Annotated in this window: 17 protein-coding genes, 1 tRNA gene and 1 pseudogene; 2 read left to right on the plus strand and 17 right to left on the minus strand. The window is 72.7% G+C overall.

All coding sequences use genetic code 11. The features are described 5' to 3' along the window. Positions 1-474 precede the first annotated feature (474 nt). Positions 475-1,878, plus strand: a complete 1,404-nt coding sequence (locus BS80_RS01480; protein ID WP_063771861.1) for an MFS transporter — start codon at positions 475-477, stop codon at positions 1,876-1,878. A 264-nt stretch (positions 1,879-2,142) separates the two neighbouring features. Here the strand turns inward: BS80_RS01480 and BS80_RS01485 are convergent, their stop codons facing one another. The 13 genes and pseudogenes from BS80_RS01485 to BS80_RS01545 form a co-directional block, all read right to left on the minus strand. Beyond that, positions 2,143-2,892 carry a YoaK family protein gene (locus BS80_RS01485; RefSeq protein WP_035791733.1) on the minus strand — a complete coding sequence of 250 codons (750 nt, stop codon included), beginning with the start codon at positions 2,890-2,892 and terminating at the stop codon, positions 2,143-2,145. Between the two features lie 380 nt (positions 2,893-3,272). Then, positions 3,273-3,361: transfer RNA gene (locus tag BS80_RS40260), tRNA-Gln, on the minus strand. A 176-nt stretch (positions 3,362-3,537) separates the two neighbouring features. Then, positions 3,538-3,807 (minus strand): acyl carrier protein, encoded by a 270-nt coding sequence (locus BS80_RS01490; protein ID WP_035791735.1) that lies wholly within the window; start codon positions 3,805-3,807, stop codon positions 3,538-3,540. Positions 3,808-3,850: 43 nt separating this feature from the next. Beyond that, complete coding sequence (locus BS80_RS01495; protein WP_035791737.1) at positions 3,851-4,867, minus strand: beta-ketoacyl-ACP synthase III; 1,017 nt, start codon at positions 4,865-4,867, stop codon at positions 3,851-3,853. Positions 4,868-4,967: 100 nt separating this feature from the next. After that, a pseudogene (locus BS80_RS38890) lies at positions 4,968-5,954 on the minus strand (AvrD family protein); the annotation flags it as partial. A gap of 86 nt (positions 5,955-6,040) precedes the next feature. Then, on the minus strand, positions 6,041-7,036 hold the full coding sequence (gene ilvC / locus BS80_RS01510) for a ketol-acid reductoisomerase (protein WP_035791745.1): 996 nt from the start codon (positions 7,034-7,036) through the stop codon (positions 6,041-6,043). 78 nt (positions 7,037-7,114) lie between these two features. After that, positions 7,115-7,654, minus strand: coding sequence for an acetolactate synthase small subunit (gene ilvN / locus BS80_RS01515; RefSeq protein ID WP_035791747.1), 540 nt, complete (start codon positions 7,652-7,654; stop codon positions 7,115-7,117). Positions 7,655-7,673: 19 nt separating this feature from the next. Beyond that, positions 7,674-9,563: an acetolactate synthase large subunit gene (locus BS80_RS01520; protein ID WP_408607338.1), complete on the minus strand. Its 1,890-nt coding sequence runs from the start codon at positions 9,561-9,563 to the stop codon at positions 7,674-7,676. A gap of 160 nt (positions 9,564-9,723) precedes the next feature. Next, positions 9,724-11,094: a dihydrolipoamide acetyltransferase family protein gene (locus tag BS80_RS01525; RefSeq protein WP_051965911.1), complete on the minus strand. Its 1,371-nt coding sequence runs from the start codon at positions 11,092-11,094 to the stop codon at positions 9,724-9,726. Positions 11,095-11,136: 42 nt separating this feature from the next. Next, positions 11,137-12,174, minus strand: a complete 1,038-nt coding sequence (locus BS80_RS01530) for an alpha-ketoacid dehydrogenase subunit beta (protein WP_083974066.1) — start codon at positions 12,172-12,174, stop codon at positions 11,137-11,139. A gap of 1 nt (position 12,175) precedes the next feature. Continuing rightward, on the minus strand, positions 12,176-13,291 hold the full coding sequence (gene pdhA / locus BS80_RS01535) for a pyruvate dehydrogenase (acetyl-transferring) E1 component subunit alpha (protein WP_051965628.1): 1,116 nt from the start codon (positions 13,289-13,291) through the stop codon (positions 12,176-12,178). A gap of 326 nt (positions 13,292-13,617) precedes the next feature. After that, positions 13,618-14,409 carry a thioesterase II family protein gene (locus BS80_RS01540; RefSeq protein WP_051965630.1) on the minus strand — a complete coding sequence of 264 codons (792 nt, stop codon included), beginning with the start codon at positions 14,407-14,409 and terminating at the stop codon, positions 13,618-13,620. A 166-nt stretch (positions 14,410-14,575) separates the two neighbouring features. Then, positions 14,576-15,676 carry a ParB/RepB/Spo0J family partition protein gene (locus tag BS80_RS01545; protein WP_051965632.1) on the minus strand — a complete coding sequence of 367 codons (1,101 nt, stop codon included), beginning with the start codon at positions 15,674-15,676 and terminating at the stop codon, positions 14,576-14,578. Between the two features lie 240 nt (positions 15,677-15,916). On the opposite strand from BS80_RS01545, the gene BS80_RS01550 reads away from it, so the two are divergent. Continuing rightward, positions 15,917-16,639: an HAD family hydrolase gene (locus tag BS80_RS01550; protein WP_035791755.1), complete on the plus strand. Its 723-nt coding sequence runs from the start codon at positions 15,917-15,919 to the stop codon at positions 16,637-16,639. A gap of 82 nt (positions 16,640-16,721) precedes the next feature. On the opposite strand, the gene BS80_RS37390 is transcribed toward BS80_RS01550, so the two are convergent. The 4 genes from BS80_RS37390 to BS80_RS01570 all read right to left on the minus strand — a co-directional run bounded on the left by BS80_RS37390 (position 16,722) and on the right by BS80_RS01570 (position 21,700). Next, a complete protein-coding gene (locus tag BS80_RS37390; RefSeq protein ID WP_051965634.1) occupies positions 16,722-17,288 on the minus strand; it encodes a TetR/AcrR family transcriptional regulator in 567 nt (188 codons plus the stop codon). 199 nt (positions 17,289-17,487) lie between these two features. Continuing rightward, the gene (locus BS80_RS01560; RefSeq protein ID WP_157535756.1) at positions 17,488-18,648 is read right to left on the minus strand and encodes an acyl-CoA dehydrogenase family protein; all 1,161 of its coding nucleotides are present in this window, start codon (positions 18,646-18,648) and stop codon (positions 17,488-17,490) included. Then, positions 18,642-19,688 (minus strand): ScbA/BarX family gamma-butyrolactone biosynthesis protein, encoded by a 1,047-nt coding sequence (locus tag BS80_RS01565; RefSeq protein WP_051965635.1) that lies wholly within the window; start codon positions 19,686-19,688, stop codon positions 18,642-18,644. The genes BS80_RS01560 and BS80_RS01565 overlap by 7 nt, the downstream gene beginning before the upstream one ends. A gap of 566 nt (positions 19,689-20,254) precedes the next feature. Next, on the minus strand, positions 20,255-21,700 hold the full coding sequence (locus BS80_RS01570) for an MFS transporter (protein WP_051965637.1): 1,446 nt from the start codon (positions 21,698-21,700) through the stop codon (positions 20,255-20,257). Positions 21,701-21,964 lie beyond the last annotated feature (264 nt).

The raw sequence follows: 21,964 nt of genomic DNA on the forward strand, positions 1-21,964 counted from the left end.
CCTTGTCGGTAGAGGTTTTCGCGTTCGCTAGAAGTTATAACTAGCACTTCCGGTGAGAGTCAAGAGGCAGAGTGACACCCTCTAACTGACAGCATGCCGGAGGGCCGCGGGTGAAGCGGTCGGGGGGCGACTCGACGAGCTGATACAGCGTCAGTTTCTCGTGCGGGTCGGCGCCGGAGAGGACAGGGCGCGGGGCTGGCGCGGCGCGACCGGCCGTTCGAACGTCCCCCGCTGCGGACGGCGACCAGGGCGCTGCGGCTGGGCAGGGCCGAAGGTCCCTGTCCGGTTCGGGACCTTGGTCCCATCGGGTTGGGTCCTTCGACCCCGTTGGCGCGGCTCGTGGCGCGGAAAGCGTGGACGGTCACCCGGTTCGCCCGGGCATCCGAAGGCGGTGCCGACGCACCGCCCCAGCCGACCTCGACAACCCGCGCCACGCCGGAGCCCACTCCGGCACGGCGCTCGGAGGACTCGACCATGTCCCGCACCATCGACGAAGCCCCGTACAGCGCCTTCCACCGCAGACTCGCGCTCGCCTGCTCCGGGGGGCCACTGCTCGACGGCTACATCCTGAGCATCGTCGGCGTCGCCCTGATCGGCATGCGGCCCGATCTCGGCCTCAGCACTGCCGCCGTGAGCCTGATCGGAGCATCCGCGCTGGTCGGCATGTTCGTCGGGGGCGCGCTGTTCGGCGTGCTGACCGACCGGATCGGCCGCGAGGTGATGTACACCGCCGACCTGGTCGTGATGGGCGTCTGCTCGGTGCTCTCGTTCTGGGTGGACGGTGTGTGGGCGCTGGCCCTGCTGCGCTTCGTGCTCGGCATGGCGGTCGCCGCGGACTACCCGATCGCCACCTCCCTGCTCGCCGAGTGGCTGCCGACCCGCGAGCGCGGCCGGCTGCTGGGCAAGCAGATCATCGCCTGGTACGCCGGATCGGTCCTGGCGTACCTGGTCGGCTACCTCTTCCTCGAACTCGCCGGCCCCGGCAGCTGGCGGTGGATGCTGGCCAGCTCGACGCTGCTGTGCGCCGTCTTCCTGGTGATCCGCCGCGGCTCCCCGGAGTCGCCCCGCTGGCTGGCCGCTCACGGCCGGGTCGGCGAGGCGGTGGCGCTGGTGGAGAAGCACCTGGGTGTGCGGGTGAACGGGCGGGAGCTGATGCCGCAGCAGGACTCCACGGTCCGCACCAGCCCGCTGCGCCAACTGTTCGGCGCGCGCTACCGGCGCCGGACGCTGTTCTGTGGCCTGTTCTTCTTCTGCCAGGTGGGCCCGCTGTTCGCCATGCTGACGTTCGGTCCGCAGATCCTCGCTTCCTTCGGCATGGCCGGCGGCAACCTGCTGGACACCCTCGGCACCGGCCTCATCAGCCTGGTCTTCCTGATCGGCTGCTACCCGGCGCTGCGTCTCATCGACACCAAGGGGCGCCGTCCCACGATCATCTGGTCGTTCGGCCTGATGATCGTGCCGCTCACCCTGCTCGGCGTCTGGCCCACCGCCCCCGCCCTGGTCGCGATCCTCGCGCTCTGTGCCTACGCCTTCCTCTGCGGCGGCCCGAACGTCCTCGACTGGACCTACCCCAACGAGCTGTTCCCCACCGAGATCCGCGCCACGGCGGTCGGGCTGGCGACGTCGGTCAGCCGGGTCGGCGCCGCGGTCGGCACGTACCTGCTGCCGATGTCCCTGACCGGCCTGGGCACCGGGCCGACCATGCTGATCGCCGCCGTGGTCACCGCGCTGGGACTGGTGGTGTGCCTCCTCTGGGCCGAGGAGACCAAGGGCATGGCGCTCGGCACCACCAGGACCCCGGACTCGCCGGACGCACCGGACGCGCCGGCCTCGACCCCGGCTGGTCACCACGACCCCGTACCGGCCCGCACGCCGTGACAACGGTGCAGGGGCCCAGATGCGGTAACGCATGAAAAGCCGGCATTCCGGAACGGACCATCTGGGGAATGGCCGTTCCGGAATGCCGGCTTTCAGTGCGTCACAGGATTTGGATGACGTTCACCTTCGGCGGGCGGTTCGGGAAGGTGATGTCGTGCCACCGGTCGATCCGCACCGAATCATGTCCAGATCGCTCCCAGTTGGGCGATTTGACACGGTTTCGAGGCCGACGGCCGCTGGTCGTGCCCACCGTCGTCGGACCGCTCAGAGTGGGGCGATCCAGGAGTCGGTGGCGCGGGAGGGGGCGAAGGCGGCGGCGGTCAGGACGGCCAACAGGGCGGTGACGGCCGCCAGCGGCAGGAGCGGGGAGCCATGGCGCAGCGCGGCGGCGCCGGCCAGCGCGCCGAGGAACATGGCGGCGGCCGCGAGCAGACGGCGTCCGGCGCGACTGCCGGGGCCACCGGTCAGCGTGGTGTCGGCGGCGATCCCGGTGATGGTGAGGGTCAGGACGGTGGTGGTCAGGTCCGGGACGGCCAAGGCGCGGGCAACGGCGTTCTGCAGACCCATCGCCAGGCCCAACAGCACGATCAGCGGGTAGCGTTGGGCGGCCGGGTAGGAGTGGGCGCCGCCGGGCGCGGCGGTGGCCAGGGCGGCAGCGGCCAGGCCCGTCTCCAGGGCGAGCGCGGTCAGCAGCACCCGGCCGCGGTGAACACCGGTGCGGCGTACGAGGAGACCGCCGAGCAGCGCGCCGGCCGCGAACGCGGCCAGCGCCGTCAGGGAGGCGGCCAGCGAGAAGCCGGGGGCGCCGGCGAGGGCGAATGCCAGGAAGACCACGTTGCCGGTCATATTGGCGACGAAGACGTGGCCCAGGGCGAGGTAGCTGACGGCGTCGACGAGGCCGGTGACCACGGTCAGGCCCAACAGCAGCCGTGGGAGCGGACCGTGACGATCCTGTGAACGGGAGGCGAGAGTGGTCCAGGCATCACGCAGGGAATCGCGCAGGGCGGCGATCATCGCAGGTCATCCGATCACGAAAGGCACCGGCGGCAGCTGGGCCGCTGGGCGCGGGTGGGCGGCTCCAGCGTGGCGCAGCCGTCGTCGTTCTGTCCAACATCTGGAACAGGGCACAGTGATCGGTCAGAGCGATGAATGGGACGCTCCGGTAACAGCCAGACAAAACCGACAGCCACCTCAGCGACCGCCTATTCAGGGAAACCGCACAAGGTGCGCGGCGCAGCACACGGCCTGTTCCAATGGGCGGCCGGTGGAGGGAAATTGACTCACCGCCAGGGACTGGCCCTTCCGACGGGCTCGGTATAACACTTTTCCGAATGACTTCTCGCTGTCAATTCCCCTGCGGATAACGCTCGTCGGCCACTGCTCGCTCGCGCAGGCGGAGAAGGCAGGATTCGAACCTGCGTGGGCGTGAACCCGACCGGAACCAGAGCCCCGGCCCCCGATCAACCACTCCGGGCACCTCTCCCAGCACCGCCTACCGAGGCGGTACTTCATCGGATCGGCCCCGAACTCCGCGGCCCTTCCGACACCCATGACTATCCATCATCGCCCTGACCGGCCACTGATACCGCTCTGACCTCATGGCCGTGACGAAGTGGCGGGGCCCATCCCCGGCCCGCTGGGCGGGCCGGGGATGGGGGGTCACGCGGTGGCGGAGCGGGGGTGGTCGTGCAGGAGGGCGGCGATGGCGTTGACGCTGCCGGCCTCGATGAGCTGCTCGTCGGTGAGGCGGGCGCCGAGCTTCTGTTCGAGCAGGACGGACAGTTCGAGCATGACCAGGGAGTCGAGGTCGAGGTCGGCGAAGGCGGTGGAGGCGGTGATCTCGCCCTCGAGGGAGAGCTTGGCGGCCATGATGTCCAGGATCTGCTGGGCGAGGGTGGCGGTGGACGTGGTGGTGGCGGTGGTGGTCATGGGGTGCCTTTCGACGTAGGTCAGGGGTGAGTGGGGGGGGAGTTCAGGAGGAGAGGACGCCGGGGACCTGGATCCGGGGCCAGGTGAGGGCGGCGGAGCCCCAGCTGAGGCCGCCGCCGAAGGCGGTCATCAGGACCCGGTCGCCGGGGGCGATCCGCCCGGCCGACGCGGCGTCGGCCAGGGCCAGCGGGATGGAGGCGGCGGAGGTGTTGCCGACCCGGTCCAGGTGGATCAGGACCTTGTCGCGCGGCACGTCCAGGACGTCGGCGACGGTGTGCAGGATGCGGGCGTTGGCCTGGTGGCCGGCGAACCAGTCGACGCTGTCGGCGTCCCAGGCGATCCGCTCCAGCAGCCGGGCCGAGGAGGAGCCCATCCGGTTGACCGCGTGGGTGAAGATCTCCTTGCCCCGCATGTAGAGGTACTGGTCCGTCTCGGGCACCGGCTCGGTGGCCGAGCGCTCGCGGGAGCCGCCGCCGGGCACCATGGCCAGGTCCTTCAGCGAGCCGTCGCTGCCGAGGTCGAAGCCGGCCAGCGCGCCGGGCTCGTCCGGCTGTCCGGCGCGCAGGAGCGCCGCCCCGGCGCCGTCGCCGAAGATGATGGCGGTGGTGCGGTCCTGCGGGTTGAGGCGGGTGGACCAGATGTCCGCGCCGATCACCAGGACCCGGTCCGCGATCCCCGAGGCGATGGCCCCGGCGGCCGTGGCCAGCCCGTAGACGAAGCCCGCGCAGGCGACCGAGATGTCGAACGCGGCGACGCTGCCCAGCCCCAGCCGGTCGGCGACCTCCGGGGCGGTGGCCGGCATCAGCTGGTTGGGGGTGCTGGTCGCCAGGATCAGCATGTCCACCGAGCGGCTGCCGGCCGACGCGAGCGCCCGCTCCCCCGCCACGGCGGCCAGGTCGCCGGTGGCGGTGCCCGGGTCTGCCCAGTGCCGGCGTCCGATGCCGGTCCGGCTGCGGATCCACTGGTCGTTGGTGTCCATCAGCTGGGAGAGCTCGTCGTTGTCGACCGCGCGCGGCGGCACCATGGCCCCGACGCCGGCCAGGACGGCCGCGCGGCTCATGCCGGCCCCCGACGGTGGAAGCGGTGAGGGCGGCGGTGGCGGGCAGGCGGTGTGCCACCGAGCACCTGATCCGCACCTGCTCGAAGTCCGCGGCGATGTCCGCCGAGCGCCAGACGTCTCCCTCACGGGTCGTCAGCAGCCGCAGTTCCTCCAACCGGGTGGCGACCGGGCTCGGAACGGCCGGGGCCGGCCGGGAGCCGTCGATCTCCAGGACCGTCTGGCGCATCCACAAGGTGTTGCTGTCGCTGCGGCGCACCGAGTCGAGCTCGTAGAGGAGGATCTGACCGAGCTGGATGGCCGCGACGAACGCGTCCACGACCGAGGTCGCGCGGTGACTGTGGCTCTCCAGGCCCACCGGGGAGGGCTGCGGGCCCTCGCCGTCCTCGCGCACGACCGCGACCAGGGCCTCGGCGCGGCGGCCGGGGACGTCGACGCGCACGTGGTCGACGAGCTGCGACTTCTCCTTGTGGGCATGCGCGAAGGGGCGCAGGCGCGGGGGGCCGAGCAGGTCGTGGGGGGTGGGGTAGCTGCCGGGCTCGGAGTGCGGGGTGCCGGCGGGGTGCTCGATCTCGCAGCGCACGCGCAGGGCTCCGACCCGGCAGTCGACGTGGGAGACCCGGCGGCCGGTGCCGGGAGCGGTGTCGGGGCCGTGGGCAGGATCCTGGGGGGTGGTGGTGATGGTGGCGGAGACGGCGAAGTCGGCGAGGTCCTCCTCGACGGGGCTGCTGCCGGCCTTGATGACGACTCTGCGCAGGCGCATGGTGCTGCGCTCGGCCGGGTCCAGGCGCAGGGCGTGGGTCAGGTAGGTCTCCGCCGTCTCGCCGGCGATCAGCAGGACGTCGATGCTGGAGAGGTGGGGCGACTGGTCCTTGTCCCCTTTACGGGACCAGTCGCTGGGGTAACTGACGCGGGCGCGGGCAACGGCGTGTCCGGTGCCGTCCGCGTCCTGGTGCAGGGTGATGTCGCGCAGCTGCTGGTCGGCTCGTTTGTAGCCCTGGCCGAAGAAGCGCCGCTCTCCTGGGCCCAGGTAGTCGTCGACGGTGGTACGGCGGGCGGTGGCGGTGGGGGCTTCCGAGAGGCTCGTCATGTCTGTCTTCCTCGGTGTCTCGTTCGGGGTTGGGCGGCGCGGCGCCAAGCGGCAGGACTGGGCAGGGCGGGGCCGGGCGCGACGCTTCAGGCGTCCTTGACCCAGCTCATGAGCTTGCGCAGCTCCTTGCCGGTGGTCTCCAGCAGGTGCTCGGAGTCCGCGGTCTTGTAGGCGTTGTACTTGGGCAGGCCGGCCTTGTACTCGGCGATCCAGGTGTTGGCGAAGGTGCCGTCCTGGATCTCGGCGAGGACCTTCTTCATCTCGGCCTTGGTGTCGGCGGTGATGATGCGCGGGCCGGTGACGTAGTCGCCCCACTCGGCGGTCTCGGAGACCGACCAGCGCATCTTCTCCAGGCCGCCCTCGTACATCAGGTCGACGATCAGCTTCAGCTCGTGCATGCACTCGAAGTAGGCGATCTCCGGCTGGTAACCGGCCTCGACCAGGGTCTCGAACCCGGCCTTCACCAGCGCCGCGGTACCGCCGCACAGCACGGCCTGCTCACCGAACAGGTCGGTCTCGGTCTCCTCGGTGAACGTCGTCTTGATGACGCCCGCCTTGGTGCCGCCGATGCCCTTGGCGTACGACAGCGCCAGCGCCAAGGCCTTGCCGGTGGCGTCCTGCTCGACGGCCACGATGCACGGCACGCCGCGGCCCTCCTCGTACTGGCGGCGCACCAGGTGGCCGGGGCCCTTCGGGGCGACCATGCAGACGTCGACGTCGGCCGGCGGCCTGATGAAACCGAAGCGGATGTTCAGGCCGTGGCCGAAGAAGAGCGCGTCGCCCGCCTTCAGGTGCGGCTTGATGTCGGCCTCATAGACGTCCGCCTGGATGGGGTCCGGAACCAGGATCATGATGACGTCGGCCTCGGCCGCCGCCTCGGCGGCGGTCACCACGCGCAGCCCGGCCTCCTCGGCCGCCGCACGGGACTTGGAGCCCTCCTTGAGGCCGACCCGGACGTCCACGCCCGAGTCCCGCAGCGACAGCGCGTGGGCGTGGCCCTGGCTGCCGTAGCCGATGACCGCGACCTTGCGGCCCTGGATGATGGACAGATCGGCGTCGTCTTCGTAGAACAGCTCGGCCACGGTGGGACTTCTCCTCTTGGGTCAGGGTGCTTCTGGGGAACGGGAGTTGAGCGGGTCAGTAAGGTCGGGGGCCGCCGGTCAGGCGGTCGCGCGCAGGGGCGCGGGGGCGGCGGTGCGCAGCGGGCGGTCGGTGATGGTGCCCGCGCCGCGGGTGATCGCGATGGCGCCGGAGCGGACCTGTTCGCTGATGCCGTAGGGCGCCAGCATCGCCAACAGCGCGGCCAGCTTGTCGCCGGTGCCGGTCGCCTCGACGGTCACGGCGTCCGGGGAGACGTCCACGGTCCTGGCGCGGAACAGGCGGGTGATCTCGGCGATCTGGGCGCGTGTCCGGTCGTCCGCCCGGACCTTGACCAGCAGCAGTTCGCGCCGGATGGCGGTGGCGGACGGCAGCGGGACGACTTCCAGGACGTCGACGAGTCTGTGCAGCTGGCGCACGGCCTGGTCCAGTTGGCGGTCGTCACCGTCGAGGACGATCGTCAGGCGGGCAACGCCCGGGTCCTGGGTGGTGGCGTGGGCCACCGACTCGACGGCGAAGCCGCGACGGGCCAGCAGGGCGGTGGTGCGGGTGAGGACGTCGGGCTTGTCGAGCGCCAGGACGGCGAGGGTGTGTTGGGGCATGGGCGGGTTCGCTCCGCTCTCAGTGGTCGTCGGTGTCGTCGAAGACGGGCCGCACGCCGCGGGCGGTCATGAGGTCGTCGTTGGAGGTGCCGGCGGCGACCATCGGCCACACCTGGGCGTCCTGGTGGACGATGAAGTCGACGACGACCGGGCGGTCGTTGACGGCGTTGGCCTCGCGGATGGCGTCGTCCAGGTCCTCGGGGCGCTCGCAGCGGATCGCGTGGCAGCCCATGGCCCGGGCCAGTTGGACGAAGTCCGGGATCCGGGTGCCCTGCACGGGCTTGGCGATGCCGTCGTGCTCCGGACCGGCGTGCAGCACGGTGTTGGAGTAGCGCTGGTTGTAGAACAGGCTCTGCCACTGGCGGACCATGCCCAGCGAGCCGTTGTTGATGACGGCGACCTTGATCGGGATGTCGTTCAGCGCGCAGGTGACCAGTTCCTGATTGGTCATCTGGAAGCAGCCGTCACCGTCGATCGCCCAGACCGCGAGGTCCGGACGGCCCGCCTTGGCGCCCATCGCGGCCGGCACCGCGTAGCCCATGGTGCCCGCGCCACCGGAGTTGAGCCACCTGGCCGGCTTCTCGAAGGGGAGGAACTGCGCGGCCCACATCTGGTGCTGGCCCACGCCCGCCGCGTAGACGGCGTCCGGGCCGACCAGCTCGCCGATCCGCCGGATGACCTGCTGGGGCGCCAACTCGCCATCGGGCGCGGGCTCGTAGCCCGGCGGGTAGGTCCGGCGCCAGCGTTGAAGCTGCGCGCTCCAGGCGCTGTGGTCACCGGTGCGGCCGGCGTCGTGCTCGGCCTGCACCGCGCGCAGCAGCTCGACGAGCGTCTCGCGGGCGTCGCCCGGCAGAGGGACGTCGGCGTGGCGCCGCTTGCCGATCTCGGCCGGGTCGATGTCGGCGTGGATGACCTTGGCGTGCGGGGCGAAGCCGTCGAGCCGGCCGGTGACCCGGTCGTCGAAGCGGGTCCCGACGGCGATCAGCAGGTCGGCCTGCTGCAGCGCGGTGACCGCCGGGACGCTGCCATGCATGCCGGGCATGCCCAGGTACTGGGGGTGGCTGGTCGGGAACGCGCCCAGCGCCATCAGGGTGGTGGTCACCGGGATGCCGGTCAGCTCCGCCAGGGCCCGCAACTCGGCGCTGGCACCGGACTTGGGCACGCCGCCGCCGACGTACAGCACCGGGCGCCGGGCGCGGGTGATCAGTTGGACGGCTGCGCGGATCTGGCGGGCGGCTGGCCGGGGCGCGGGGCGGTAGCCCGGGAGGTCCAGGCGGGGCGGCCAGCTGAAGGTGGTGCGCGCCTGCAGCGCGTCCTTGGCGATGTCCACCAGCACCGGGCCCGGGCGGCCGGTGGCGGCGAGGTGGAAGGCCTCGGCGACGGTACGCGCGATGTCCTCGGCCCGGGTGACCAGGAAGTTGTGCTTGGTGATCGACATCGTGATGCCGCAGATGTCCGCCTCCTGGAAGGCGTCGGTGCCGATCGCCCCGGAGGCCACCTGGCCGGTGATCGCCACGATCGGGACGGAGTCCATGTAGGCGTCGGCGATCGGGGTGACCAGGTTCGTCGCGCCCGGGCCCGAGGTCGCCATGCAGACGCCGACCCTGCCGGTGGCCTGCGCGTAGCCGGTGGCCGCGTGGCCGGCGCCCTGCTCGTGCCGGACCAGGACGTGGCGCAGCCGGGTGGAGTCCATCAGCGGGTCGTAGGCCGGCAGGATCGCTCCGCCCGGGATGCCGAACACCGTCTCGGCGCCGACCTCCTCCAGGGAACGGATCAGGCACTGGGCACCCGTCAGGTACTCCACCGCCGTGCTGCCGTGCTGGGCGACGCCGTGCTGCGTGCTGCCGTGCTGGGCGGCGTGGGCCGGTGGGGGCGGCTCACGGTCGGCGGCGGGGGCCGCAGGGGTCACGGCGGCCGTGGGTGCCTGGGTCACAACGCTCTGCATCGTCCATCCCGAAGTGTCCGTAGGGGTTCGGCGGCCTGGTCCTCGTCGCGGACCGGCGCCGTCGGCGGCCTCGCTCTGCGGGGGGGTGTAGCGGGGGGTTTAGCGGGGGGTTTAGCGGGGGGTGTCAGGTCCAGGTGAGGAAGCGCTTGGGGTGCTCCAGGAGCGCGGCGACATCCGCCAGGACCTTGGAGCCGAGCTCGCCGTCGACCAGGCGGTGGTCGAAGGAGAGCGCCAGGGTCATCACCTGGCGGGGCTTGACCTCGCCCTTGTGGACCCAGGGCCGCGGCTTGATCGCGCCGACCGCGAGGATGGCGGCCTGTCCCGGGTTGAGGATCGGGGTGCCGCTGTCGATGCCGAAGACGCCGATGTTGGTGATGGTGACGGTGCCGTCCGACATCGCCGCCGGCGCGGTGACGCCCGCGCGGGCGGACGTGACCAGTTCGGCCATCGCGTCGGCGAGTTGGCGCAGGGTCAGGGTGTGCGCGTCCCGGATCGTCGGCACGATCAGGCCGCGGGGGGTGGCGGCGGCGATCCCCAGGTTCACGTAGTGCTTGAGCACGATCTCCTGGTTCGCCTCGTCCCAGGCCGCGTTGACGTCCGGGTTGCGCCTGATCGCCACCAGCAGGGCCCGTGCGACGAGCAGGAGCGGGTTGACCCGTACGCCCGCCAGCTCCGGGTCCTGCTTGAGGCGGGCGGCCAGGTTCATCGTGCGGGTCACGTCGACGGTCGTGAACTCGGTGACGTGCGGCGCGGAGAAGGCGCTGGCGACCATGGCCTGGGCGGTGGCCCGGCGCACGCCCTTGACCGGCAGGCGGGTCTCCCGGCCGGAGGCCGAGGCGGTCACGGGAGCGGGGGCTGTCACGGGAGCGGGGGCTGTCACGGGAGCGGGGGCTGTCACGGGAGCCGGGGCGGGAGCGGGGGCGGGGGCGGGAGCCGCTACGGCGTGGACGTCCTGGCGGGTGATGACGCCGTCCGGGCCGGTGGGCAGGACGGACGCGAGGTCGACGCCGAGGTCCTTGGCCAGCTTGCGCACCGGCGGCTTGGCCAACGGGTGGTCCTGCGGGAGGGGGTGGGCCGGGAGCGCGGACGGCGCGGCCGGCGCGGGGGCGTCGGGGGCCGGGTGCTGCTTGCGGTGGCGGCGCCGGGAGGGCTCGTCGGCACTCCCGTAGCCGACGAGCACGGGCCGGCGGGCGGCGGGCACCGCGGCCGGAGCGGCACCGGAATCGGCGTCGGCGTCGGGCGCGACGCCGGAGTCGGAGTCGGGTGCGGAGTCGGGCGCGGTGTCGATGGAGATGATGGGCCGGCCCACGTCGACCGACGCGCCGGCGGGGAAGTGCAGGGCGTGCACCACGCCGTCGAAGGGGATGGGCAGTTCGACGGCTGCCTTGGCCGACTCCACCTCGCACACGACCATCCCGTCGTGGACGCGGTCGCCGGGGGCGACCAGCCAGGTGATGATCTCCGCGTCGGTGAGCCCCTCGCCCACGTCGGGCATCTTGAAATCGCGATAGCGCTGTACGGTCACGGTATTTCCGCCTCAGAACGACATGACATGGTCGACGGCATGGAGCACCCGGTCCAGGCCCGGGAGGTAGTCCTCCTCCAGACGCGAGGGCGGGTAGGGGGCGTGGTAGCCGCCCACGCGCAGCACCGGCGCCTCCAGGTGGTGGAAGCAGTGCTCCGTGACGCGAGCAGCGATCTCGGCGCCGGCTCCGAAGAACACCGGGGCCTCGTGCACCACCACCAGCCGCCGGGTGCGGCGCACCGAGGCCGCCACCGACGCGAAGTCCAGGGGTGAGACGGACCGCAGGTCGATCACCTCCAGGCTTCGGCCGTCCTCCTCCTCGGCGACCCGGGCCGCGGCCAGGCAGGTCTTGACGGTCGGTCCGTAGCCCAGGAGCGTGGCGTCGGTGCCCTGGCGCAGCACGCGGGCGCCGTGCAGGGGACGGGTGGGACGGGTGGTGTCGAGGTCGCCCTGCTCGTAGTAGCGGCGCTTGGGTTCGAAGTAGATGACCGGGTCGTCGCCCTCGATGGCCTGGCGCAGCATCCAGTAGGCGTCCTGGGCGTCGGAGGGCGAGACGACCTTGAGGCCGGCCACGTGGGCGAAGAGCGCCTCCGGTGACTCGCTGTGGTGTTCGACGGCGCCGATGCCACCGCCGTAGGGGATCCGGATGACCACCGGGACCCTGACCTTGCCCAGCGAGCGGGCGTGCATCTTGGCGAGTTGGGTGACGATCTGGTCGTAGCCGGGGAAGACGAAGCCGTCGAACTGGATCTCCACGACGGGCCGGTAGCCGCGCAGGGCCAGGCCGATCGCGGTGCCGACGATGCCGGACTCCGCCAGCGGGGTGTCCATCACACGCTCGGGGCCGAACTCCTCGTACAGGCCGTCGGTGATCCGGAAGACGCCGCCGAGGCGGCCGACGTCCTCCCCCATGACCAGGACCTTGGGGTCGGCGGCCATGGCGTCGCGCAATGCCGTGTTGACGGCCTTGCCCAGCGTGAGGGTGCGGGTGGCGGGCGGTGGCACCAGGGCCGGGGCGAGGTCTGCGGGTGCGGTGGTCAGGAGTGTCATGTCAGTTCCCACCCGTCTCGGCGAAGGAGGCTTCGTAGCGGGCGAATTGGGCACGTTCCTCGTCCACCAGGGAGTGGCCGTCCGCGTAGACGTGGTCGAAGATCGCGTGCGGGTCGGGGGCCGGCATCGAGCGGACCAGTGCGCGCAGGCGCTGCCCGGCCTGGTCGGCGGTGTGGTCGACCTCGTCGAGGAAGGCCTGGTCGGCGTGTGCGGTGTCGAGCAGGTGGGTGCGCAGGCGGGCGATGGGGTCCTTGGCCGCCCAGTGCGCCACCTCGGCGCTGTCGCGGTAGCGGGTCGGGTCGTCGGAGGTGGTGTGGGCGCCCATCCGGTAGGTGAACGCCTCCACCAGGGTGGGTCCCTGCCCACAGCGGGCGCGCTGCATCGCGGCCCGGGTGACGGCGAGGCAGGCGAGCACGTCGTTGCCGTCCACCCGCACGCCGGGCAGGCCGAAGCCGTCGGCGCGGCGGTAGAGCGGGACCCGGCTCTGCTTCTCGGTGGGCTCGGAGATGGCCCACTGGTTGTTCTGGCAGAAGAACACCACGGGCGCGTCGTAGACGGCGGCGAAGTTGAACGCCTCGCTGACGTCGCCCTGGCTGGTCGCGCCGTCGCCGAAGTAGACGACCGCTGCGCCGTGCGCGCCGTCCTTGGCCATGCCCATCGCGTAGCCGGTGGCGTGCAGCGTCTGGGAGCCGATGACGAGGGTGTAGAGGTGGAAGCCGTGGTCCTCGGGGTCCCACCCGCCGTTGCTGACGCCGCGGAACATGGCGAGCAGGGCCAGCGGGTCGACGCCCCGGCACAGCGCCACACCGTGGTCGCGGTAGCTGGGGAAGACATGGTCGCCGTCCAGGACCGCACGGGCGGAACCGACCTGAGCGGCCTCCTGACCGAGCAGCGAGGGCCACAGGGCCAGCTCACCCTGGCGCTGCAGGGTCACGCCCTCGGCGTCCACGCGGCGGGCCAGGACCATGTCCCGGTAGAGCCCGCGCAATTCCTCGGGGGAAACATCGATGCTGTATTCCGGGTGTTCCACCCGACGTCCGTCCGGGGTCAGCAACTGCACCGGGGCGGCGGCCTCTCGCGTACTGCCGGGGGATTTCTCCCTGTCCGCGCTTTCCATCAGAGCTTCCAATCTCATATCCGGGACATTACCGATTCCGGTATCCGGGCGACAATTCCTCGACCGGTTCGCGGTTTTGCACACGGCGACGGCGGGGACGGGCAACTTGGTTGCACTGGTGAGCTGTTGGTGCAGCAAACCAGGAGCGACGCGGCCGCTCCAGCGGGCGTTCCCCGAAGCCGCTGATGCCCCCTGCCCCGGGAAACGGGTGCGCGAGAGTCTCTCGCCTCGCGCCGTTTCGACCTTGACGGACATCAGTGTCCGGCGGAGCGCTCAGCCGAATTCTGTGCATTCAGTGGATTAAGTGGGCGATGTCGCTGGGCGGGTCATTCGGCGCCAGCCAGGCGCAGCAGGGGGGTGAGCGAGGCGAAGAGCCGTTCCTTGGCCTCGCGGTTGAAGAAGTGGCCGCCCGGCAGGACGTTGAGCGAGCCACCACGGTCGGTGTGGACGCTCCACGCCGCCGCGTCGGCCACCGCCACCAGCGGGTCGCGTGCTCCGACGATCGCGTCGATCGGGCACGGCAGGGGCTGCGGCGGCTGCTCGGGCCGGTGGCTGGCGCAGAGTCCCAAGTCGCGTCGGAGCAGAGCGACGTGGTGGGTGCGCCGGCTTCCGCTGAGCAGGTCGTCGGGCAGGTCGGACAGGGTCAGCAGCCAGCGTGCGAGCTCCTCGTCCCCCAGCTCGCGCACCCGGTCCAGGACCTGCGGCAGGTGCGGTGCGCGGAAGGCGCCGACCATCAGGCGCCGGGGCGGGCGGTGGCCGCCCGCCACCCGCAGCCGGGTGAGGTGATAGGCGACCAGGGCGCCCATGCTGTGGCCGTAGAAGACGTGGGGCTCGTCGAGTTGGGGGCCCAGCGACTCGTGCAGGGCGGCCGCCAGGGAGGTGATGTCGCGGTAGTCGGGCGCGACGGCCGTCCGGTCACGTCCGGGCAGGCGAACGGGGATGACTTCGACCTGTCCGGCCAGGGCCCGCTGCCAACCGGCGAAGGCGGAGGTGCTGCCGCCGGCGTGGTGGAAGCCGAAGAGCCTCAGGCCACCGGGGGTGCCGGCGCCGGCGGCGTTCGGGGATGGGCTCGACGACGTGCGGGGGACGGCGGGTTCGGGTGCGGCGGCGCCGTTCATGCCGGCCCTAGGGTGCGGCACGGCCGGCAGGTCCGGCGCAGCCACCGCGGTCGGCGGGTCCGGCTCCGGTTCGGCTGTGCGACTGCGGACCGGGCCCGGTCGCACAGCCACGCGCCGGTGGCCGTCGGGTGGGTGGGGCGTGCGGGTCTCGTGAGGCGTGCGGGTCTCATCGCGCGACGTCTTCGCCTTCGGGCAGGCGCTCCAGGGCGTCGGCGAAGGACTCCCAGGCGGCCGCGCACTGGCGGGCGGCGGCGGAGACGGTCTCCGCGCAGTGGCCCGGGATGCTGCGGGCCAGCTCGTCGCGCCGCTGCGCGGGAACCAGGTGCGCGGCCAGCAGGCGCAGCAGGTAGCGGCCGCTCTCGGTGTAGCGCAGCGAGGGGTCCCGGCCGAGCGCGTCCAGCAGCTGGGACGGGTCCACGGGTGCGACGGGTGCGCGGCGCGGCGCGGGCACCGTGCGGGCGGGGGTGCGGCGCGGTGCCGCGCCCTCCCCCGGCGCGGCGGGCCCGGCGGACTCGGCGGGCGTGGCACCGGGGGTCGCGGGCGGGGTGCGCTGGCGCGGGGGGACGGGGCTCTCGCCGCGGCTCAGTCGCTCGCGCACGTCGCGCACGGTTCCCGGGGAGATGCCGGCCGCCTTCGCGATGTCGCGCAGGGAGGCCGTCGGATTCTCGGCGATCAGTTCGCCGGCCTTGACGCGTCCGCAGGCGGCGTCCACCGGGCGCAGCCGGCCGTCGCGGCCGATCCGGGCGGTCAGCGGCGGGAGTTGCTCGGCGGCGGACTGCCGGATGCCCCGCACGGACTTGGCGGAGAGCCCGGCGACCGCGGCGACGGCGCGGTCCGACCACTGCGGGTGGGAGAGGAGGATGCGCGCCGCGGCGGCGGCGCGGTCGGCGGCCGAGAGCGGACGGCCGTGCGTGGTGTTCGCCTCGACGCCGAGCACGAAGGCGTCCTGTTCGGTGCCCTCGAAGAACCGCACCGGCACCTCGTGCTCACCGCGCAGGAGCGCCGCCCGCAGGCGGTGCATGCCGTCGATGACGCGCAGCGTGGCGCGGTGGACGGTGATCGGCGGCAGCACCCCGCCGCTGTCGGCCAGGAGCTGGGCGTGTGCCGCGCTCTCGCCGTCCACGCGCGGGGAGTTGACGGGCGGGAGCAGCGAGGCGATCGGGACCAGCCGCACCGGGGACAGGGTGGGGCACTGCCAGTCCGAAGGCGAGGTGTCGGGCCTCGCGGGCCCCACGACGGGGCGCGCGAGCAGGGCGTCGACGCTCACGGAACGGCTCCTCTGAGTGAGAGGTACGGCGGATGCTGACGAGAAGTAACATACCTCCGAGTAGGAATTTTTGTCGAGACGGAATCGGGAAGCGGGCCGACGGGCGGGCAACTGCGTCCGGGGGCCGGTTGCACGCCCGCGCCCGGCGGGCGGGACGGCTGCGGTGGATGCCATCCTTCTCGGGGCCGCGGCTCGACCGCCTCCCACTCCCCCGCTGTCCCACCTGACTTGGAGCGACCCATGACCTCGACGACACCGCCCGTACGCCTCGTCTTCTGCGACGTGGACGAGACGCTGATCGACTGCAAGAGCATGTTCGACTTCCTGGACTACTACCTCGGCGAGCGCCACGGGCAGGACGGGCTGGCCCGGGCGCGCGAGGTGCGCGAGTCGCTGCTGGCCCAGGCCGCGCGCGGGGTACCGCGCGAGGAGACCAACCGTTCGTACTTCCGCGCGTTTACGGGCGAGAGCGCCCGGGAGGTGGAGCAGTGGGGCGAGCGCTGGTTCGCCGAACGCTCGGCGCGGGCGTCCTTCTACCTCGCGCCGACCCGGGCGGCACTGGCGCGCCACCGGGCGGCCGGGGCGGCCCTGGTGCTGGTGTCCGGGTCCTTCCCCGCACTGCTGGGGCCGATCGCGCGCGACGTCGGCGCCCATCACGTCATCGCCACCCTCCCGCAGGAGCGCGACGGCATGCTGACCGGAAGCATCGTGGGCGAGCCGGTCATCGGCCGCGGCAAGCACGCCGCCGTGCTCTCCGTCCTCGCCCGCCACCCCCACCTGGACGCCGCGGACTGCTACGGCTACGGGGACCACATCTCCGACCTGCCGATGCTCGAAGCCGTCGGGCACCCGGTCGTGGTCGGGCACAACCCCGAGCTCCTGGCCCGGCTGCCCGGCGCGCAGCAGCTGCCGACAGCGGCGGAAGAGCTGGACGAAGTGCGGGAGGTGGCCGGGGCCCAATGAGCCGGCCGCTGATCCGCCTCAGGACCGCGCGGGCGGCTGGTCCCGCGTCGCGATCGCGACGCGGGACCAGCCGCAGGCCCTCTCAAGGACGCAACGAGTCCTCGAACAGCTCCCACACGGCGTCGACCCAAGAGGTGGCCGGCCGCGAGGGGCAGGGCGCGGCGAGGATCACGGCCAGCAACAGTTCGACGATCACGACGGCGGGGAACTTCCCGGTGATCTCCCCCCGCTCCTGGGCGCCGCGGACCAGTGCACCCAGCTGCGCCCGCACGTCCAGCAGCAGGTTGGGCCCCGGAGTGCCGGAGGCGATGGCGTCGGCGGCCAGCCGCAGCGCGGCCCCGGTGCGGGCGTCGGTGCGCCGCAGGCGGGCCAGTTCGCGCACCAGGCGCCCCAGGGTGACCAGCGGCGTGGCGGGGCCGGCGGCGGCCGAGTCGGCGGTGCGCGTCCAGCGGTCGCGCGCATAGTGGACGACCGCCTCGGCCAGGTGGTCCTTGGACGGGAAGTGCCCGTAGAGGGCGCCCTTGGTCATGCCGATGCGCCCGGCCACGGCGCCCAGGGTGGTGTGGGCGTAGCCGTGGGCGGAGAACTCCGCGGCGGCGGCGTCCAGGGCCTGTTCGCGCGTGCGCCGGGCCCGCTCCTGCTGCGCCATCAACGCTCTCCTTAGGTCAGCCCCCGCTGAAACATACCCTCAAGAAGGAATGTATCGGTTTGTTCGGCTGTCCGTCCCGAAGACGGGATGGACAGCCGAACGCGGGGCGCGCCAAGGGGCGTGTGTGCAGGAGCGGGTGCGCGTACGCACCGGGCCGCCGGGGGCCCGGTGCGTACGATGGCAGCGGGGTGACGGGTGCTCAGGTCGCCCGGGCGGCCTCGTGTACGTCGAAGGCGGCGCGCGCGTAGGCGGCACAGGCCGCCTCCAGGTCGAGCGCGGCGTGGTTGGCGACGGCCGCCACGTCCAGCCAGCGGCGCTGGACGGGGTCGTCCTGCGCGAGCGCGCGGGCGCCGGAGGCCCGCATCAGCGCGGCGGTCGCACTCGCGCACAGGTCCACGGCGGTGGCCGCGTCCCTGATGTTCTCCGCCACCGACAGCGCGCCGGTCTCGCCGGCGTCGGCGCGCAGCGCCGCCTGGCGCAGCAGCAGAGCCGCCGCCTCGATCTGGGCAGAGGTACGGGTCAGCACCTGCTGGGCGGCCGGGGACTCGTGGGCGCGGCGGCCGTCGGCGCACCTGCGCTCCACCGTGGCGCGCGACCAGGCGCGCAGGGCGGCGCGGGCGGCCCCGAGCGCGGGCGCGGCGAACTGCAGGCCCGCGACCATCGGGTAGGGCACGCCGTGGCAGCGCGGGTGGTCGGGGCGGGCCGCGGCGAGGTCCGCCAGGACGACGGTGCGGTGGGCGGGGACCAGGAGGTCGTCCAGGAGCACGGTGTTGCTGCCGGTGCCGCGCAGGGCGGAACTGTGCCAGGTATCCAGGACCTGGCAGTCACCGCGGCGCACCGCGAGGATGCGGTGCTCGTTGTCGGGGCCGGTGCGGGTGCCCAACAGCACCCACTGCGCGTGGTCCACGCCGCTGGCGAAGGACCAGCGTCCGGTCAGCCGCCAACCCCCGTCGGCGGGGCGCGCGGTGCCGGTGGGCGGGTTGACCGCGGCGGCGATCCGCACGTCGGGGCCGTGCTCCCACACCTCGCGCTGCCCGGCCTCGGGCAGGTAGGCGGCCAGCCGTCCGTGGGCGGCGTAGAGGGCGGCGCACCAGGCGGTGGAGGCGCACTCCTCGCCCAGGGCCGCGACGCGCGCCAGTACGGTCTCGAACGTGCCGGCCTCGCCGCCCCAGCGGCGCGGGACGAAGTGCCGCGCGAAGCCCGCGCGGCTCAGGGCCTGGGCCAGTTCGGGGGTCAGGCGCCGCTGGTCCTGGACCTGGGCGGCGCAGCGGCGAGCGAGGTCCGTAGCGTGCGCCAGCCCCTCGCGGGTGGGGGTGCTGGGGTGCGGGTGGTCGGCGAGGGCGGCGGCGGTGCTCAGCAACGGACGCCCTCCTCGTGCTCGGCGCGGCCCTGCGGGGACAGCGCCGCGCCTCTCAGGACGGCGGTAGCCAGGGCGTGTTCACCCTGGAGGGCGACGACGGTGACCTCGCGCAGCCGGTCGGGCGCCGCGTCCTGGCCGGGGCGGGCCGCGATCACGACCGGCAGGTCCAGCTCCCCGAAGGCGTCGAAGGAGACGGTGCCCGAGCGCAGCATCCAGATCCGCGGGTCGGGGTCGCCGCCGGCGGCGGACTCGGAGGCGGCCGGCATGGCCAGCGCGGCGGCCTGGGCGAAGGCCTCGATCAGGGCTACGCCGGGAATGTGGTCGCAGCCGTGGTCGAAGAGCACGGGGTGCCCGGTGTCCAGGCGCAGGTTCCACACCCGCTGGGCGCCCAGCGCGCCGCTGAGCAGCACGTCCCGGTCGTTGCGGCGGCCCACCGCCTGGGCGGGCAGCGGGACGGTACCGTGCACGGCGGGCGCGGCGGCGTCCGGGTTACTGGGGACGGTGCGTCCCCGCACCACCCGGTAGCCGCGCGGGCTGACCGCCTGCCAGCGCACGCCCACCCGGCCGGCCGGGACGCCGTCCACCAGCACCACCGCGTCCATGGCCATCACCAGGCGCCCGGGGCTCTGCTTCAGCCGACGACAGGTGGCGTCGAGCGTGACGGACAGTGGCTCGGCGCCGGTGCGCGGCGGCTGCGGGCGGTCGATGGCGAAGTCGACGCCGGAGAGGATGAAGCAGTCCCCCAGCGGCACGCCGTAGAAGCGGTGCGAGAGGTAGATCACCGCCTGGCGAGCGGTCTCCACCCACAGCAGCGGGTCGCTGCGGCCGTCCTGGCCGGGGTGGAAGAACACGTGGTCGCGGGGCCACTGCGCGGCGACCGCGAAGCGGTCGGCGCCGCGCGGGCGCGCGTCGGTGAGGAAGACCTCGGAGACCGCCTTCTTGTGGACCAGGCCGCGCGGTACGCAGGCGTCGTACGAGAGTTCGTCTGCTGCGGCCGCGGGTGCGGCGGCGCCGGCTGACGGGTGGTGGGCGCTGTACATGAATCTTCCCCCTACATGATCCACGATCAAGACCCCCCGAAAATATACCTCTGGGAAGGTATGTGCAACGGAGTTCCGGGGCCGTCCGGAGCAGGTGCGGGATGCGCGACGAGACGACAACTGTCCGTATTCACAAGTGCTCTGTCGAACCGTCACCTGGGCGGACGCGCGCGGGCGGCGAGGGAGCGGACGGTGGAAAGGGACCACCCGCGGGCGGTCGCGGGGCGACTCGCGGCGGGTCGGACGGCACGGCGAGGGGAGGGCCGGGGCGGCGACGGCAGGAGGCCCGCGGGGGCGGACGCCGTCGGTGCGTGGTCGCGCCGCGGCCCGGCCCGGGCCGCCCCCTCCCCCGTACTCCCGGGCGGGCCGCGTGCGACGGCCAGAAATATACCAGGCGGTCGGTATTACCCTGCGTCCGGGTGGGCCGGGTCACCCGGCTCGGCGGGAGCGCGCCCGGAGCCGCCCGGCGACCTGCCCGTCGGCACGACGGATTCACCGGCTGCGGACGCGCCCGTGCCCGGAGCGCGTGGTGCGCTCCGGGCACGGGCAGGGCGGGGCGGTGTCGGTCAGACGCGGGCGGGTGCGGCGGCCGGGGCGGGGGCTGCCTCGGGCGCGGCGGTCTCCTTGCGGTCACCGCGGGTGATCAGGCGCCAGGCGCAGAGCGCGGCGACCAGGTAGGCCAGGCCGATGGCCAGGAAGCAGACGGCCGCACCCCGGTTCCAGCTGGACGTCGCGTTCAGCAGGACGCCCATGGTCGCGATGCCGACCAGCGAGCCGATCTGACGGTTGGCGTTGAGCACCGAGCCGGCGACGTTGGCGTGCGCCGGTCCGGCGGCGTCCATCATGGTGGCGGTCATGCCCGGGGAGATGACGCCCGCCCCGATGTTGGCCACGCCCAGGGCGACGGCCAGGAACCAGTAGGGCGTCGCGTCCGAGATCGAGACCATGCTGAGCGAGGCGACGCCGGCCAGCAGCAGGAAGGTGGTCAGCAGCGGACCGTTGGCGAACCGCGCCGAGATCTTGGAATACACGACGTTGGCGACGGGCGAGAAGATCGTGATCGGGATCAGCTCCAGGCCGGCGCGGAAGGGGCTGGCCCCCCGTGCGTGCTGGAAGTACAGGCCGAGCATGAACATGCTGCCGAAGATCGCGAAGTTGAAGAGGAAGCCGACCATGTTGGCCCCCGCGAAGGCGGGCCGGCGGAACAGCGACCAGGGCATCACCAGGTTCTCGCTGCGACGCTCACGCGCCACCAGCAGCAGGGCCGCCGCCACCATCACCACGTACGAGGCGAGCGTGGGCGTCTTCGCCCAGCCGATGTGCGGTCCCTCGATCAGCGCGAAGCTCAGGGCGGCCAGCATGACGATCCAGATCGCGTGCCCCGCGAAGGCCGGCCGGACGCCGTTGCCCGCGGTCGGCTGGATGAAGCGGTATGTCATGTAGATACCCACCGCGCCCAGCGGCAGGTTGAGCAGGAAGATGCTCTGCCAGCCGAGCGTGTTCACCATCAGGCCGCCCAGCGTGGGGCCGAAGCCCGAGGAGGTGGCCACGATCGCCGACCACAGGCCGAGCATCCGGGTGCGCTGGCGCTTCTCGGGGAAGGCGAAGACCAGCAGTGAGAGCGAACTGGGCATGAAGAGCGCGGCTCCCGCGCCCTGCAGGAAGCGCGCGGCGATCAGCACACCGGCGTTCGGCGCCAGCGCACAGGCCAGCGACGCCGTCAGGAAGACGCCCATGCCCCACATGTAGACGGTCTTGGCGCCGACGCGGTTGGCGATGCCACCGGCCAGCATCAGCAGGGACGCGAAGGTCAGGATGTAGCCGTCCACGATCCAGGTCAGCTGGGCCAGCGAGACACCCAGCTTCTCCTGGACCGTGGCGCCGGCCACGTTGACGATGGTCACGTCCAGGGTGGCCATGACGAAGCCGGTGGCCAGCGCGATGATCTTCAATGCGCTGGACGGCCCCGGTCGGGCCTTGGTCTGTGCCTGGCCGAGCTCGGCAGCGGTCATCGCTCTCTCCTTCAAAGGGGGGCTGATCTGGTTCATGGGCGTGCGGCCGCCGCTCCCAGCCACCACGGACGGACACCGGCGGGCGGCGGACGGTAGGCGGGATGGCAGGCGGCGGGCCGGCATGCGGCGTGACGGGTCGTTAACGGCCTTGGCAGTGGGCCGAGTCGGATCGCTCGGTGGTCCACTGAAGCCCATATGTCGATGTGTGTCAAACTTCATTACTGTCGAACTTGTAGCTGGCATAGCATGGTCTCCAGGCACCGC

The organism is Kitasatospora mediocidica KCTC 9733, assembly GCF_000744225.1.
GTDB lineage: Bacteria > Actinomycetota > Actinomycetes > Streptomycetales > Streptomycetaceae > Kitasatospora > Kitasatospora mediocidica.